General features: G+C 61.5%; 12 protein-coding genes. 3 read left to right on the forward strand and 9 right to left on the reverse strand.

The features are described 5' to 3' along the window. Positions 1 to 3: 3 nt before the first annotated feature. From AC1DZ5_RS18290 to AC1DZ5_RS18305, 4 genes are read right to left on the reverse strand one after another with little or no spacing between them, the layout of a single operon-like run. A complete protein-coding gene (locus AC1DZ5_RS18290; protein ID WP_477891657.1) occupies positions 4 to 585 on the reverse strand; it encodes a class I SAM-dependent methyltransferase in 582 nt (193 codons plus the stop codon). Beyond that, positions 582 to 1,406, reverse strand: coding sequence for an SDR family oxidoreductase (locus tag AC1DZ5_RS18295; RefSeq protein ID WP_477891659.1), 825 nt, complete (start codon positions 1,404 to 1,406; stop codon positions 582 to 584). Before AC1DZ5_RS18295 ends, AC1DZ5_RS18290 begins: the two co-directional genes overlap by 4 nt. Positions 1,407 to 1,416: 10 nt before the next feature. Then, positions 1,417 to 1,542, reverse strand: coding sequence for a hypothetical protein (locus tag AC1DZ5_RS18300; RefSeq protein ID WP_477891661.1), 126 nt, complete (start codon positions 1,540 to 1,542; stop codon positions 1,417 to 1,419). Between the two features lie 9 nt (positions 1,543 to 1,551). Beyond that, entirely contained in the window at positions 1,552 to 2,769 is a 1,218-nt protein-coding gene (locus AC1DZ5_RS18305; RefSeq protein ID WP_477891663.1) for an MFS transporter, read from the reverse strand. 125 nt (positions 2,770 to 2,894) lie between these two features. On the opposite strand from AC1DZ5_RS18305, the gene AC1DZ5_RS18310 reads away from it, so the two are divergent. From AC1DZ5_RS18310 to parC, 3 genes are read left to right on the forward strand one after another with little or no spacing between them, the layout of a single operon-like run. After that, positions 2,895 to 4,865, forward strand: coding sequence for a DNA topoisomerase IV subunit B (locus AC1DZ5_RS18310; RefSeq protein WP_477891665.1), 1,971 nt, complete (start codon positions 2,895 to 2,897; stop codon positions 4,863 to 4,865). A 44-nt stretch (positions 4,866 to 4,909) separates the two neighbouring features. Then, positions 4,910 to 5,710, forward strand: a complete 801-nt coding sequence (locus tag AC1DZ5_RS18315) for a lytic transglycosylase domain-containing protein (RefSeq protein ID WP_477891667.1) — start codon at positions 4,910 to 4,912, stop codon at positions 5,708 to 5,710. A gap of 5 nt (positions 5,711 to 5,715) precedes the next feature. Beyond that, positions 5,716 to 8,103: a DNA topoisomerase IV subunit A gene (gene parC / locus AC1DZ5_RS18320; protein WP_477891669.1), complete on the forward strand. Its 2,388-nt coding sequence runs from the start codon at positions 5,716 to 5,718 to the stop codon at positions 8,101 to 8,103. A 57-nt stretch (positions 8,104 to 8,160) separates the two neighbouring features. Here parC and AC1DZ5_RS18325 read toward each other — a convergent pair whose 3' ends face one another. The 5 genes from AC1DZ5_RS18325 to AC1DZ5_RS18345 all read right to left on the reverse strand — a co-directional run. Then, complete coding sequence (locus tag AC1DZ5_RS18325; RefSeq protein ID WP_477891671.1) at positions 8,161 to 9,135, reverse strand: LysR family transcriptional regulator; 975 nt, start codon at positions 9,133 to 9,135, stop codon at positions 8,161 to 8,163. A 20-nt stretch (positions 9,136 to 9,155) separates the two neighbouring features. Beyond that, positions 9,156 to 11,492: a hypothetical protein gene (locus AC1DZ5_RS18330; protein ID WP_477891673.1), complete on the reverse strand. Its 2,337-nt coding sequence runs from the start codon at positions 11,490 to 11,492 to the stop codon at positions 9,156 to 9,158. Between the two features lie 148 nt (positions 11,493 to 11,640). Continuing rightward, positions 11,641 to 13,212, reverse strand: a complete 1,572-nt coding sequence (locus AC1DZ5_RS18335; RefSeq protein WP_477891675.1) for a methyl-accepting chemotaxis protein — start codon at positions 13,210 to 13,212, stop codon at positions 11,641 to 11,643. A gap of 10 nt (positions 13,213 to 13,222) precedes the next feature. Further along, the gene (locus AC1DZ5_RS18340) at positions 13,223 to 14,251 is read right to left on the reverse strand and encodes a rhamnose ABC transporter substrate-binding protein (RefSeq protein WP_477891677.1); all 1,029 of its coding nucleotides are present in this window, start codon (positions 14,249 to 14,251) and stop codon (positions 13,223 to 13,225) included. A 274-nt stretch (positions 14,252 to 14,525) separates the two neighbouring features. Then, positions 14,526 to 14,873: EAL domain-containing protein (locus AC1DZ5_RS18345; protein WP_477891679.1), on the reverse strand; the 348-nt coding region annotated here is incomplete at its 5' end.

The following is a 14,873-nucleotide window of genomic DNA, read 5'->3' on the forward strand; positions in this document are numbered from 1 at the left end:
TAACTAGAGTGTGTAGCGGCCCGGCAGAGCCCCGGATGTCTCGGGGGTAAAGCTGGGTAATGGGCTGTGTACGGCCGCTATACGCTGGATGAAACGTGGGGGATGGCCCAGAAACCCGTTTTCATACGCCACCACCTGCAAACCTGCGCAGGCGCTGAGCAATTCGCCGGGTTGCAGCAAGAAATCAGGGCGACTGGGCCTACCCACGGTCTCGTTACCTGCTGCAAAGGTTTCGTACAGCAGCATGCCACCGGGGGCCAGGCTGGCTACCAGCCTAGGCAACAGGGGCCGCCACAGGTAGTTGGTGACCACGACGGCGCCAAACTGCTGCGGCTTGGCGCCTTCCATCAGAGGCCAGGGTGCATTTTCGATGTCCGCCTGCACCAAAGTGGCTTGGGGAACGCGCTGCGCAGCCATTGCCGTGTCCCGGTCCACCCCGGTCACGGGGTGGCCGCGGCCCACGAACCAGTCCAGGTGCCGGCCTGCGCCGCAGGCCACGTCCAATACGGTAGAGCCTGGCGCCAGCAAATGGCTCCAGCGCTGCACCCACGGAGATGCGCTCAAGCCTGCACCGTGCCCACTCATGAGGGTTTGACGTGGTCTTTAAGGGCAGCCAGGGCCATCTTTTCCACCACGCCGGGAAAAATCAGTTTGACGAAGCGACCCCATTTGCCCTTGCGGGTCATCACCACCTCACGCGCGCGCCGCGCCATGCCATCCAGAATCAGGTGGGCGCATTCCTGTACTGTCATCGCGTCGTTTTCTTTCAAGCCGCTTGAGTCGGCTGCCTGACCGGCCGCGTTGAGCCCGCGGCTGCGGATATTGGTCAACACCACGCCGGGGTAGGCGGTGGTGACGCTCACACCCGCGCCGCGCAGTTCGGTGCGCAGCGCTTCAAAAAACCCTGTCATGGCGAATTTGGAGGCGCTGTACGCGGTGCGCCCCGGCACGCCCACCAAGCCGGCCAGCGACGACACCGCCACGATGTGACCCCGGCTGGCCTTCAGGTGGGGCAGGGCCGCGTGGGTGCACCACACGCTGCCCCAGAGGTTGATGCGCATGAGCTGCTCGTACCAGCCCAGGTCTTCCGCCTTCACGTCGCTGAACAGGGCCTGGGCCGAGATGCCCGCGTTGTTGATCAGCGCGTCCACCCGGCCAAAACGCTCCACGGTTTGCTCCACCAAGTGGCGGCATTGGGCTTCTACCGACACATCGGTGGGGACCACCAGCACCTGGGCACCCAGTGCGGTGCATTGCACGGCCACGGCATTGAGCAATTCGGCATTGCGCGCAGCCAGTACCAACGCCGCTTTGGCGCCGTGCTGGCGGGCCAGCTGACGCGCCATCTCGGCGCCAATGCCGTCGGAGGCGCCGGTGATGATGGTGGTGTTCAGGCTATCGGTCATGTTGTGTTGATTAAAAACAGGCCCAGACCTGGTTGGCCAACTGGACCAAAAAGTCGGGCTGGGTATACAAATAGAAGACCCCCGCTAGCGCCAGCAGGGCGATGGTTCCGAAGGCAAGGCGGGTGGATGGGCGCATGGCAGTGGCTCAGGCAGCGGCTGGTGCCGTGCGCTGGATGGGGGCTTCGCGCACCGGCAGGTTCACCAGCGCAGCCAGCACGCCCAGCACGATGGCGATGTACCAGACGATGTCGTAGCTGCCCGTCTTGTCGTACAAGAAGCCACCCAGCCAGACGCCCATGAAAGAACCGATCTGGTGGCTGAAGAACACAAAACCGCCCAGCATGGACAGGTGGGCCACGCCAAAAATCTGCGCCACCGTGGCATTGGTGGGCGGCACGGTAGAAAGCCAAAGGGTGCCCATGACGGCTGAAAACACATAGACGCTGGCGGGCGACAGCGGCACGATCAGGAACACGCTGATGGCGACGGCACGCGCGAAGTAAATAAAGGCCAGGATGTTCTTCTTGGGCATTTTTTGGCCCAACACGCCAGCGGCGTAGGTGCCAAACACGTTGAACAGGCCGATCAGCGCCAGCGCGTAGCTGGCCACCTGGGGAGACAGGCCCTTGTCTTTCAGGTAGCTGGGCATGTGCACGCCAATGAACACCACCTGGAAGCCGCAGACAAAGTAGCCCGCCATCAGCAACTGAAAACTGGGGTATTTGAAGGCCTCGCGCAGGGCCTGAACGATGGATTGCTCGCGTTTTGGGGCGGTATTGCCCACGAAACCGGGCTCTTTCAGCCCCCAGGCCAGCGGAATCATCAGCAACGACGCCGCACCCAGGATCACTAGCGCTTCTTGCCAGCCCATGTGGCCGATCAAAAAGCCTTCGGTCGGCACCATCAAAAACTGGCCGAACGAACCCGCAGCCGCGGCCACCCCCATGGCCCAGGAGCGCTTGTCCGCCGACACATTGCGGCCAATCACGCCGTAAATGACCGCGTAGGTGGTGCCGGCCTGGGCCATTCCTATGAGTACACCGCTGGACAAGGTGAATAGCAGTGGGGTGTTGGCATAGGCCATGCCGACCAGCCCTAGTGCGTACAGCGCCGAGCCCACCAAGATCACGCGGAAGGCGCCAAACCGGTCTGCCGCCATACCGGCAAAGATGCCAGTGATGCCCCAGGTCAGGTTCTGGATGGCGATGGCAAAGGCAAAGGTTTCGCGCGTCCAGCCCTGGGCTTGGGTGATGGGCTGCAGCCAGAGGCCAAAGCCATGGCGTATGCCCATAGACAGGGTGACGATGGTGGCACCACAGGCCAGTACTTGGGCGATCGAAAGCGGTTTGCTGGGTTGGGTCATGCGTGCACTGTAGCCAGTTTGCCGGGCCGTTGCTGAAGCCGCAGTGACAGAAGGGTAGCGCATGGAGTCGAGGTTTCTGTATGTTTATACAGGTAATTCAATCCCCCGCACTACAATGCAAGGCTATGGCAGTGAAACCAACCCCCGAATATTCCGAATCATCGATCCGCGTGCTCAAGGGCCTGGAGCCCGTCAAACAGCGCCCGGGCATGTACACCCGCACCGACAACCCATTGCACGTGATCCAGGAAGTGCTGGACAACGCCGCCGACGAGGCGCTGGCTGGGCATGGCAAAAAAATCAAGGTCACCCTGCACGCCGACGGCTCGGTGGGCATTGAAGACGATGGCCGCGGCATCCCGTTTGGCATGCACCCCGAAGAAAAAGCGCCGGTGATCGAGCTGGTCTACACCCGCTTGCATGCCGGTGGCAAGTTCGACAAGGGCTCGGGCGGCGCCTACAGCTTCTCGGGCGGTCTGCACGGCGTGGGCGTGTCCGTCACCAACGCGCTGGGCAAACGGCTGGAAGTCACCACCTTCCGCGAGGGCCAAGTGGCGCACATCGTGTTCTCGGGCGGTGATGTGACCGAGGCGTTGGCCATTCGCAAGGCCGGCGAGGGCGACCGCAAGCAGGGCACCACGGTGCGCGTCTGGCCGGATCCCAAGTATTTCGAATCTGCCGTGCTGCCCATGGGCGAGCTGACCCACCTGCTACGCAGCAAGGCCGTGCTCATGCCCGGCGTCAGCGTCACGCTGGTGAACGAGAAAACCAAGGACAGCCAGAACTGGCTCTACAAGGGCGGTCTCAAAGACTATTTGATGCAAACCCTGAATGGCGACCCCGTCATTCCGCTGTTTGACGGCGAAGGCTTTGCCGATAGCCAGAGCGACAACTTTGCCGAAGGCGAGGGTGCCAGCTGGTGCGTGGCCTTTACCGAAGACGGTGCGCCGGTGCGCGAAAGCTACGTGAACCTGATCCCCACCAGCGCCGGCGGCACGCACGAAAGTGGCCTGCGCGACGGCTTGTTTACCGCGGTGAAGAGCTTCATCGAGCTGCACAGCCTGCTGCCCAAGGGCGTGAAGCTGATGCCCGAAGACGTGTTCGCCCGCGCCAGCTATGTGCTGAGCGCCAAGGTGCTGGACCCGCAGTTTCAGGGCCAGATCAAGGAACGGCTCAATTCGCGTGACGCGGTGCGCTTGGTTTCCAGCTTTGTGCGACCCACGCTGGAGCTGTGGCTGAACCAGCATGTGGACTACGGCAAAAAGCTGGCCGAACTGGCCATCAAGGCCGCGCAGACCCGGCAAAAAGCCGGCCAAAAGGTCGAGAAGCGCAAGAGCAGCGGCGTAGCTGTGTTGCCCGGCAAGCTGACCGACTGCGAAAGCCGCGACATTCTTTACAACGAGGTGTTTCTGGTCGAGGGCGACTCCGCTGGCGGCAGCGCCAAGATGGGTCGCGACAAGGAAAACCAGGCCATTCTGCCGCTGCGCGGCAAGGTGCTCAACACCTGGGAGGTAGACCGCGACCGCCTGTTTGCCAACACCGAAATCCACGACATCTCGGTCGCTATCGGTGTGGACCCGCACGGCCCCAACGACACGCCCGATCTGAGCGGCCTGCGCTACGGCAAGGTCTGTATCCTGTCGGACGCGGACGTGGACGGCTCCCATATTCAGGTGCTGCTGTTGACCCTGTTTTTCCGCCACTTTCCCAAGCTCATTGAGACCGGCCATGTGTTTGTGGCCCGCCCCCCGTTGTTTCGGGTGGACGCCCCCGCACGTGGCAAAAAGCCCGCAAGCAAGGCCTATGCGCTGGACGAAGGGGAACTGACCGCCATCCTGGACAAGCTGCGCAAAGAGGGCGTACGTGAAGGCGCTTGGAGCATCAGCCGCTTCAAGGGCCTGGGCGAGATGAATGCCGAACAGCTGTGGGACACCACGCTGAACCCTGACACCCGCCGCCTGCTACCCGTGGCGCTGGGCGCCATCGACTTTGGCGCGACCGAATCACTGATCACCAAGCTGATGGGCAAGGGCGAGGCTGCGGCGCGCCGGGAGCTGATGGAGCTGCACGGCGATTCGGTGGAGATCGACGTCTGATTGCTATGAAAAGAATAGCTGCTTGCGCACTGTTGATGGGGGCTATGGCCTCATTTCATGCCCAAGCGGACGTGTGGGTGTGGGTGGACGAGCAAGGCCACAGCCACTTTGCCGCCCAGCAGGTGGACGAGCGCTACAGCCTGTTCTACCGCGCGCCGGTGCAGCCTGTCGCCCCGGGCGCTACCGCGCCCGTGGCACCCGCAGCGCCCGGCGTGAATCCCAAGCTGGCCGAGTTTTTTGAGTCCTCCCCGCGCTACCGCAAGATCCAGCCCCTGCTGAAAGAAGCTGCGGCACGCTACCGGGTGGACTACGAACTGCTGCAGGCCCTGGTGGCTACCGAGTCCGGCTTTGACGCCGACGCCGTGTCGCCCAAGGGCGCCGTGGGTCTCATGCAGGTGATGCCGGATACGGCACGCCGCTTTGGCGTGGATGGCGACCGCCGGCGCTCGGTGGAGTCCAAGCTGACCGACCCCAAGACCAACATCAACCTGGGTACGCGCTACCTGCGGCTGTTGATCGACATGTTCCCCGGCAAGCTGGACCTGGCCCTGGCCTCGTACAACGCAGGCGAGGGCGCGGTGCAGCGCGCGGGCAACAAGGTGCCCAACTTCAAGGAAACCCAGAATTACGTGGCCACCGTGGGTGAGCTGTACACCGCGCTCAAACCCGTGCCCGTGGCCCAGGTGAACAAGACGGCGTCTGGCCGCGTGAAAGCCACCTATGGCGAAGGCTACGTGATGGCCGGCGCCCGTGACCCCTATATTTTGAAAGCGCCCTCTGGCCGCGGCAACATGGTGGCGCCCCTGCAGCGCCTGCCTGGGCCGGACACCCCGATAGTTGACTAAGAAACATGACTGACCAAACCACGCTTGATCTGATCCCCGAACCCGCCGCCCCCGGCGATGACAGCGAACTGAACCTGGCCACTTACGCCCAGCGCGCCTACCTTGAATACGCACTCTCTGTCGTCAAGGGTCGCGCGCTACCCGATGTCTGCGATGGTCTTAAGCCCGTGCAGCGCCGCATTTTGTACAGCATGTCGCGCATGGGGCTGGGCTTTGGCGGGGCCAATGGCAACGCCGGTGCCAAACCCGTCAAGAGCGCGCGCGTGGTGGGCGATGTGTTGGGCCGCTTCCACCCGCATGGCGACCAATCCGCCTACGACGCGCTGGTGCGCATGGCGCAGGATTTCTCGCAGCGCTACCCGCTGGTGGACGGGCAAGGCAACTTCGGTAGCCGTGACGGTGATGGCGCCGCGGCCATGCGCTACACCGAAGCGCGCCTGGCCAAGATCACCAGCTTGCTGCTCGATGAGATTGATCAGGGCACGGTGGACTTCCAGCCCAACTACGACGGCTCCACCGAAGAGCCACGCCAATTGCCCGCGCGCCTGCCGTTCAGCTTGCTCAATGGTGCCAGCGGCATTGCGGTCGGCCTGGCCACCGAAATCCCCAGCCACAACCTGCGCGAGATTGCCGATGCCTGTGTGGCGCTGATCAAGACGCCTGCGTTGTCGGATGCCGATCTGTACACGCTGATTCCCGGCCCCGACTTCCCCGGTGGCGGCCAGATCATCAGTCCCGCCCAAGACATTGCCGACGCCTACCGCACCGGTCGTGGCAGCCTCAAGGTGCGTGCGCGCTGGAAGATTGAAGACCTGGCGCGCGGCCAGTGGCAGCTGGTGGTGACTGAGCTGCCGCCCGGCGTGAGCAGCCAGCGCGTGTTGGAAGAAATTGAAGAGCTGACCAATCCCAAGGTCAAGGCGGGCAAGAAGGCGCTGAGCCAAGAACAGACGCAGCTCAAGGCCAGCATCCTTAGCGTGCTGGATGTGGTGCGTGACGAATCGAACAAGGACGCCATGGTGCGCCTGGTGTTCGAGCCTAAGACCAGCCGCATCGAACAGCAGGAACTCATCACTGCACTGCTGGCGCACACCAGTCTGGAAACCTCGTCGCCGATCAACCTGACCATGGTGGGGTTGGACGGCCGTCCCACGCAGAAGTCGCTGCGCCAGATGCTCAACGAGTGGATCAGCTTCCGCCAGACCACCATCGAGAAGCGCAGCCGCCACCGCCTGAACAAGGTGCTGGACCGCATCCATATTCTGGAAGGCCGGCAGACCGTTCTGCTGAACATCGACGAAGTCATCGCCATCATCCGCCAGTCGGACGAACCCAAGGCTGCGCTCATCGAACGCTTCAAGCTCTCCGACCGCCAGGCCGAAGACATCCTTGAAATCCGCCTGCGCCAACTCGCGCGGCTGGAAGCCATCAAGATCGAGCAGGAGCTGTCCGAGCTGCGTACCGAACAAGGCAAGCTGGAAGAAATTCTGGGTAGCCCCGCTGCACTGCGCCGCTTGATGGTCAAGGAGATTGAGTCCGACGCGAAAGTGTTTGCCGATGCACGCCGCACGCTGATCCAGACCGAGAAAAAGGCCGTGGCCGAAGTCAAGGTGGTGGACGAGCCTGTCACGGTTGTGGTGTCTGAAAAAGGCTGGGTGCGCGCACGCACGGGTCATGGCCACGAGGCGTCCACCTTCGCCTTCAAGGCCGGGGATGGCCTGTACGGCACGTTTGAATGCCGCAGTGTGGACACGCTGCTGGTGTTCGGCTCCAACGGGCGCATCTACTCGGTGGCGGTATCACTGTTGCCCGGTGGCCGCGGCGACGGCCAGCCCGTCACCACACTGATCGAACTAGAAAGCGGCACGCAAATCCTGCACTACTTTGCCGGGCCCGCTGCGGCCACGCTGCTGCTGTCCAGCTCGGGCGGCTATGGCTTCATCGCCAGCGTGGACAACATGGTGTCGCGCCAGAAGGCCGGCAAGGCCTTTGTGGGTGTGGGCGAGGGCGAAACCCTGTGCGCGCCGTCGCTGGTGGCCGGTGCACAAGGCAAGGTCACCGTGGCCGGTACCGCCGCTGCGGTTGTAGCGCCCGCCACCCATGTGGCCTGCGCGTCCACGTTGGGCCGCATCCTCACGTTCGAGATCACCGAACTCAAGACCATGGAGAAGGGGGGGCGAGGCCTCATGCTCATCGACCTGGAAGCCAAGGACACCCTAGCCGGCGCTGCCGCCTACACGCGCAGCATCCGCATCGCCGGCATTGGCCGCGGTGGCAAGGAGCGCGATGAGACGCTGGAAATCCGCAGCCTGAACAACGCCCGCGCCGCACGCGGCCGCAAGGGCAAGGCGGCGGACCTGGGCTTCAAGCCGTCGGGCATTGTGCGGGTGGAGTGAACGGGGACTGTGCGAGCGCTCCTGATTTAGGAGCTGCTCGCGCAATATCCACGGGGGCTAGGAGTCGTTTTTGTTCGTCAGCTTGCACTTCACCAGCTCCCGCCCTCGGTCCAGCACAAAGTCTCGAAACGCGCCGTTCACACCGCTAAGGCTGGAGTCCCGGCGGTGGATCAGGCACCAGTCCAGCCGCTTGGGCATGTTTTCCATGTCCAGCACGGCGATTCTTCCAGACTCGATTTCCAGTTGGAAGGTGTGGGCCGATAGAAAACTGATGCCCATGCCTGCCATCACGGCGTGTTTGACGGTCTCGTTGCCTGACAGCTCCATGGACACCTTCACTTGCAGTGACTGGGCTTGCAGGATGTGTTCGAAGAACTGCCGTGTTGCCGATCCCGGCTCACGGAAAATAAACGGTTCATCACGCAGGGCATCCCAGCCAATGTTGCGTTGTTGTGCCAGCGGGTGTTCGGCCTGTGCCACCACGCAGTGCGGGTTTTCGGCAAAGGTCTCCGCTTCCACATCAGCCTCAGACGGTGGGTAGCCCGCTATGGCCACATCCAGTTGGTGCTCTTGCAACATTGCAAGGATGTTCTCCCGCCTGTCCACCGTCAGCTTGAATTTGACCTGCGGCCAGCTTTGCGCAAAGGTCATTAGCAAGGCAGGCGCAAAGTAGTGGGCGGACGACACCAGGCCCAAGTGCAGCAGCCCACTCCGGGCGACTTCCGAGGGATGGAAGTCCCCAATCGCCTCCTCAGCCATGCGAACCTGGTTGAGGATTCGTCTGGCTTGGCGCAGCATCTCCTCGCCCGCCTGGCTCAGTGTCACTTTCTTGCCGGTCTTGACCAGCAATTGCAGACCGGTTTCGTTTTCCAACTGCTGCACTTGCATGGAGACCGCCGGCTGCGTCAGGCTCATGGCCTCCGCTGCCCGCGAGTAGTTCAAGTGGGTGGCGACCGCCTCAAACACCCGCAGCTGCCGCAGTGTCAAATTTCTGAGGAGGCCGCGTTTTTCTCCCGTACTTGGATGTCCCACGTTTGACTGGTAGTTGAAGGCTAGAGCACCTTGAACACAATGCTGCCATTGAGTTCGGAGGCGGAAACACGCTTGCCTGGTTGGACGGTGGTGGTACCCGACACAAACGTTCCGCCTGAACCCAGGATGGTGACCTTGGTGCTGACCGCAGTGCTTCCCGAATTGGTCAGCACGCAGGTGTTGGACAGACCACCCGTGACCGTTTGCACGGTGCCCGCACCCACCACGCTGGCATAGGCGCGCAGCGTGTGCAGCAGGGACTTCTGCACATCCTGCGTCAGCGTGGCAACGCCTGTGCTGCCGGTTACCTGTGATGTCACTGGCAATACCGGTGCGCCCTCGTTGCTGGTCAGTTGGATGGAAGTGGCGCCAGAGCCATCAAAGTTGCTGGCCACCAAAAAGCGGTAGTTGCGTTCGTCCTGCACGATGGAGGCGGACCATCCAAACCCCACCGTGGGGCGCAGCAAATTCGCGCTCAATTGAGCGGTCTGAGTGGCCGTCTGGTTGACCGCAGCCACCACCACCTTGTCGGAAATGATTTCATTCGCCGCCGCAGCCTTGGAGCCCGTGAAGTACGAGCCATACATGCGCGAGCTGGTGGCGCCAGCCTGTATGCCCTTGGAGCCAAAGTTGAAACCTTTGCCACCCTTGACCACCACGCCCAGCTTGCCATCCACATTCATCCAGTCGCCGCTGTACGCGGTGAACTGCGTGGGCATGGCGGTGGTGCCCGAGGCGGAATACACCGAGCGCGCCGCGCCTGATGCAGCGTCGCGCTCAAAGTCAAACGCGCCGCCGTATTCCTGCACGATGGTGACCGCCGCGTTGGCCACCACCTTGTCCATGTAGACCACCAAGCCGTTATCGGGCAAGGAAGTGAAAGACAGGTAGCGGGTCAGTTTGCCGGCGTTCTCCGACAGCACCCCACTGGTGGTGAACCAGTTGGCCGCAGTCTGTTTGGTGTGCGTGATGTGGGACACATTGGTGGCCACTCCGTTGAGGTTGTAATACCCCACGAACGACTTTTGGTAGGGCACCAGCACATAGGGTTCATTCATGTAGCTGGCAGGGTTGGCGCCGATGTAGCCCATGAACTTGCTCTGCCACGAGAAGGACGAATATTTTTGCGCATTGCGGTGCAACAGCACATTGGTGGAGCTGAAGTCGGTCACGCCGCTTTGTGCGGTGACAAAGCTGCCGGGTGTGCTTGGCGTGGTGGAGCCTGGGCCAAAGAACTCGTGGTACAGAAACGCATCAGCCAGCCGCTGTGCCGCCACCGATTCCCGACGTGGGCCAATATCGCTCAGGCTGCCAAAGTAGCTGCCGTCCGTTTGCAAGTTGGACCGTTCGCGCATGTACTCCAGCGTGCGGCTCTCCAGCATGGTGGCGTCCGCGTCCTTGAAGTAGGTGGCCAGAAAGCTGTAGGCGGGCAGGTGCTCGTAGTCATGCACCATCCAGTCCACGCCGTTGGGGTATATCCATTCGCCCTCCGGCAAGGCGATTTTCTTGAGAACCTTGTTCCACACGTTGAGCATGTTGTGCTCCACCGCGGCGGGCGGGGTCAGGTTGCCCATCTTGTAGAAGACGGCGGAGGTACCCAGCTCGTTGATGGGGACCATCTGGTAGATGGGGTGGAAGATGTCGTGGTTTTCCGCCGTTAGGTCGGGGTGCAGGTTGGCACCGCGCACCCAGGTGCTCACAGCCTTGCCGCTCACCACCGTCGAGTCTGACATATCAGCCAGCGTGGAGTAGGTGTTCATCATGTAGCTCTTCGCCATGTCGTCCCACTTGGCCGCATTGGCGTGGTTGGGCTGCATGCTGCGGGCCAGCGACAGGATGTTGGTGTCCCACCCGTTTTCTTCTGCTTTGGTGTCACTCCACTCGGCGTAAGGGGGCAGGGTGGCGGCCTTGAAGTCGGCTTCGCCGCTGACCAGCAGGTTCAGTTTGTTTTGCGTGTCACTGTCCAGCTGGGCCCACACCATCCATCCGCCCAGGGCCGCATACGAAGACCACAGGCTGGACTCCCACACCTTGCCCCATTTGGCGCCCGATGTCGTGTTGAAGCCCCCTGACGACTTGTGGGTGTTCACGAGGTATTTCAGGTTGGCGACGAGATGGGCCTCCACCGTTGCGCGAGGAATGCCGTTGAAGGATGCATCGGTCGTGCGCGTCAGCAGCAACGCATACAAATAGGCATAGTTGGCGGTGGTGCGGATGCCGTCTTCGTTGCCTGCGCCCGAGTGGAAGTAGCCAGCACCGGGAATGCTGGCTGAGTAGTCGTGGTAGATGCTCTCTGCATATTTCACGTGCTTCTTCAGCAGCCCCAGGGTCGTGGAGTTGATTTCAGACTCTTGCAAAGTCTGTGCAGAAATGCTCCCCGTAGGGTATGCATTTGCAGAAATTCCAGCGCAGGCGAGTGCGGCGGCGAGTACCAACGTCGTCGTCTTCATCATCTTCATGTCTCCTCAAGTTATTTGAATTACGTAGCGGGGAAAATCGTTGTTTCTATGTGTTGGAAAAGGACAGTGCGGGGGCTTGGGGCGTCAGATTTCCCAGCTTGAACACTGCCACCACCTGCACCAGGTCCTGCGCCTGGGATTTCAGGCTGCTGGCTGCGGCTGCCATCTCTTCGACCAAGGCCGCGTTCTGCTGCGTGGCCTGGTCCATCTGGCCGACCGCCGCACCCACTTGGGACACTCCGGCACTTTGCTCATTGCTGGCCGCACTGATTTCTCGCATGATGTCGGTCACCCGCTTGATGCTGGTGACGACTTCGGTCATGGTCGATCCGGCCTTGTCGACCAGGGCCGTTCCCTGTTCCACGCGTGCCACGCTGGTGCCAATCAAGGTTTTGATTTCTTTGGCGGCTTCGGCAGAGCGTCCGGCCAGTGACCTGACTTCAGATGCGACCACGGCAAAGCCTCGACCTTGTTCTCCAGCCCGGGCGGCCTCCACAGCAGCGTTCAGGGCCAGGATGTTGGTCTGGAAGGCGATGCCGTCGATGACGCTGATGATGTCGGCGATCTTTCGGCTGGATTCGTTGATACCTTTCATGGTCAGAACGACTTGGCCAACCACTTCTCCGCCTTGAATAGCCACCGTAGAGGCATTCATAGCCAATTGGTTGGCCTGGCGGGCGGAATCCGCGTTCTGGCGTACGGTGGATCCCAGCTCTTCCATGCTGGCGGCGGTTTCTTCCAGGGCGCTGGCCTGTTGTTCGGTGCGGGCAGACAAGTCGTGGTTGCCTTGGGCGATCTCGGCGCTGGCGGTGGCGACGGATTCGGAGTTTTGCTTAACCCGGGCCACGATGTCGGAGAAGCCGCTCTGCATGGTGCGTAGTTCACGGAACAGGTGCACAAACTCGTCGCTGCCAAACACCCTTACCGGAGCGGACAGATCACCATGCGCAATGTTGCCGGCCACTTCTACCGCGTGCAGCATGGGGCGTTTTATCTGCTGCGCCAACCAGATGGCTGCCGCTAGCAGGATGAGCACGGCTGCTACCAAGGCCAGCAACACGGCGCGCTGTGCTGTCACGATGGTCGCTTTGGCCACCCCCACTTCGGTCACGGAAGCAGCCGAGATATCCTGCCCCAATGTGGCCACCGGACCCGTCAACTGTGCGTAGGTTTTCTGCAAATCGCCCAGCAGACTTTCCGCTTGCGGTATGTCGGAGGTCGACAACTCCACAATCTTTGCCGCCTGCTGCAAGTAGCTGGTGCTCAGCGGCGCAATGGTTTGCAATGCGGCTTGGCCATTGGCTGGTAGTGCGCGCGCCTGTAGGCTGGTCACCGCGTCCTCGAACGCCTTGGCATGCAGTTTGAAACCATTCTCGGCCTCCATCAGCCGGTCCGGGTTGCGCTGCCGGCCCGCAAACAAGGCTAACTGGGCATCACCTCGCACCGAGTCCAGCAGCGTGCCTACGGTCTGGCTCTCGCTCAAGGACACGCTGGCACCCAGTGCATCGTCCAGCCCGCCCTGGATGGACTTGGTGGCAGCAAGACCGGACAAACCCACCAAGGCCACGAATACGGCGCCCACCACACCCAAACCAATGATCTGGTTCTGAATTCTCATGTGTGCACCCTCAGAAATTGAAGCGGTCGATGTTGGATGTGTCAAAGGTCGTGGGTGCACCCAGAATGACCTCGCCCTTGGCACCCACCACGTAGTTGCCCAGCCGACCCGCGGTAAAGGTCTCTCCCCTTTTGCCGGTGATCAAGCCTTTGCTCAGGCTGGCGGCCGCATGGGCGGCCAAGTAGCCGAGGTCCACCGGGTTCCACAGCTGAAAGGCCTGCACTGTGCCGTCTTTGACAAACGGACGCATCTGGTTGGGCGTGCCCAGCCCGGTAACATGGACCTTGCCCTTCAATGGCGATGCGGCCACGTACTCCGCGCTGGCCAGAATGCCCACGGTTGTAGGGCAGATGATGCCGCGCAGGTTGGGGTTTTGTAGCAGCGCCATGCACTGTTCGCGCGACCTGACAGGATCGTCGTTGCCATAGACTACCTTGGACAGCGTCATGTTCTGGTAGCCGGGGCGGCGCAGCTCTTGCAGCATCCAGTAAATCCAGGCGTTCTGGTTGCTGGCCGTGACGTTGGCAGACAGAATGGCAAACTCGCCTTGCCCATCCATCAGCTTGGCCATCAGTTGCATTTGCGCGCGGCCCACGCCTTCCTGGCTGGCCTGGTTGATGAACAGATCGCGCGCGTCCGTAGCCAGGTCCGCGTCCACCGCCACGATCTTGGTGCCCACGGCGCTGAGTTCACGCACCTTGGGCAGCAGCGCCACCGTCTCGTTCGCGGCCAGGATGACGGCGTTCAAACGCTCTGCAATCAACTGTTGGATGAAAGGCTCCTGAGCCAGTGCTTGCGCGTTGGTAGGCCCCAGCATGCGCGCCTGTGCACCCAGTTCACGTGCTGCTTCCATCACACCCTCACCCAGAATCACGTGGTAGGGGTTGTTTATCTGCTTGGGCAGGTAGGCCATCTTCAAGCCATTGGTTGGCCCCGTGGCTGCGCCTGCGGTGCGGATGTCTAGGCCCTCACACAGAGCCGCCAGCAACACAGCCCGCCGAGCCAATGATGGCCCGAGGCCAGTTTTTGTTTTTGTCATGGTGTGTACTCGCTACAGATTGCCGATGGAGGCTCACTGTAGGGAGCTACCCTCATCAGATCCAAGCAATATTTGTTATGGAATTCATAAGAAATGCTGATGGCTGCAAATGCAGCCTTGTTGCCAAAGCTGGAATGAGGGTTTGACCTACCCACGTACGCGATGAAGGCTTGGAGGGCTTGGGGGAAAGTACCTAGTACGGATGGTCTGCTGCGATGCAACAGGCAACTGGGGTGGCACAGGGTAATCCCGGGCCCGTGGGTCAAATTTCGACCTATTCAACAGGGTGCGGTTCTGCTTGCACCGTTTGACTCTTGGCGAAATACGCAATGCAGTGCTCCTCTGACAGCGCTGCACTATGGAAGTAGCCTTGAAAAATGTCACATCCCAGGTCCGCCAACTTCATTCGCTGCTCCAGGGTTTCAACATACTCGGCAACCACTTCCACGTTCTGCGAGCGCCCCAACGCAACGATGGTGTGGATGATGTCGGCATTGGTGCGATTGCTCAGGACATCACGCGTCAACGATCCGTCAATCTTGATGGAATGCACATGAAAGCGGCGCAGGTACAACAGCGATGAGTACCCCATACCGAAGTCATCCATGGCGAGCCGAACACC

The organism is Rhodoferax sp. P1_F3 (genome assembly GCF_056405715.1).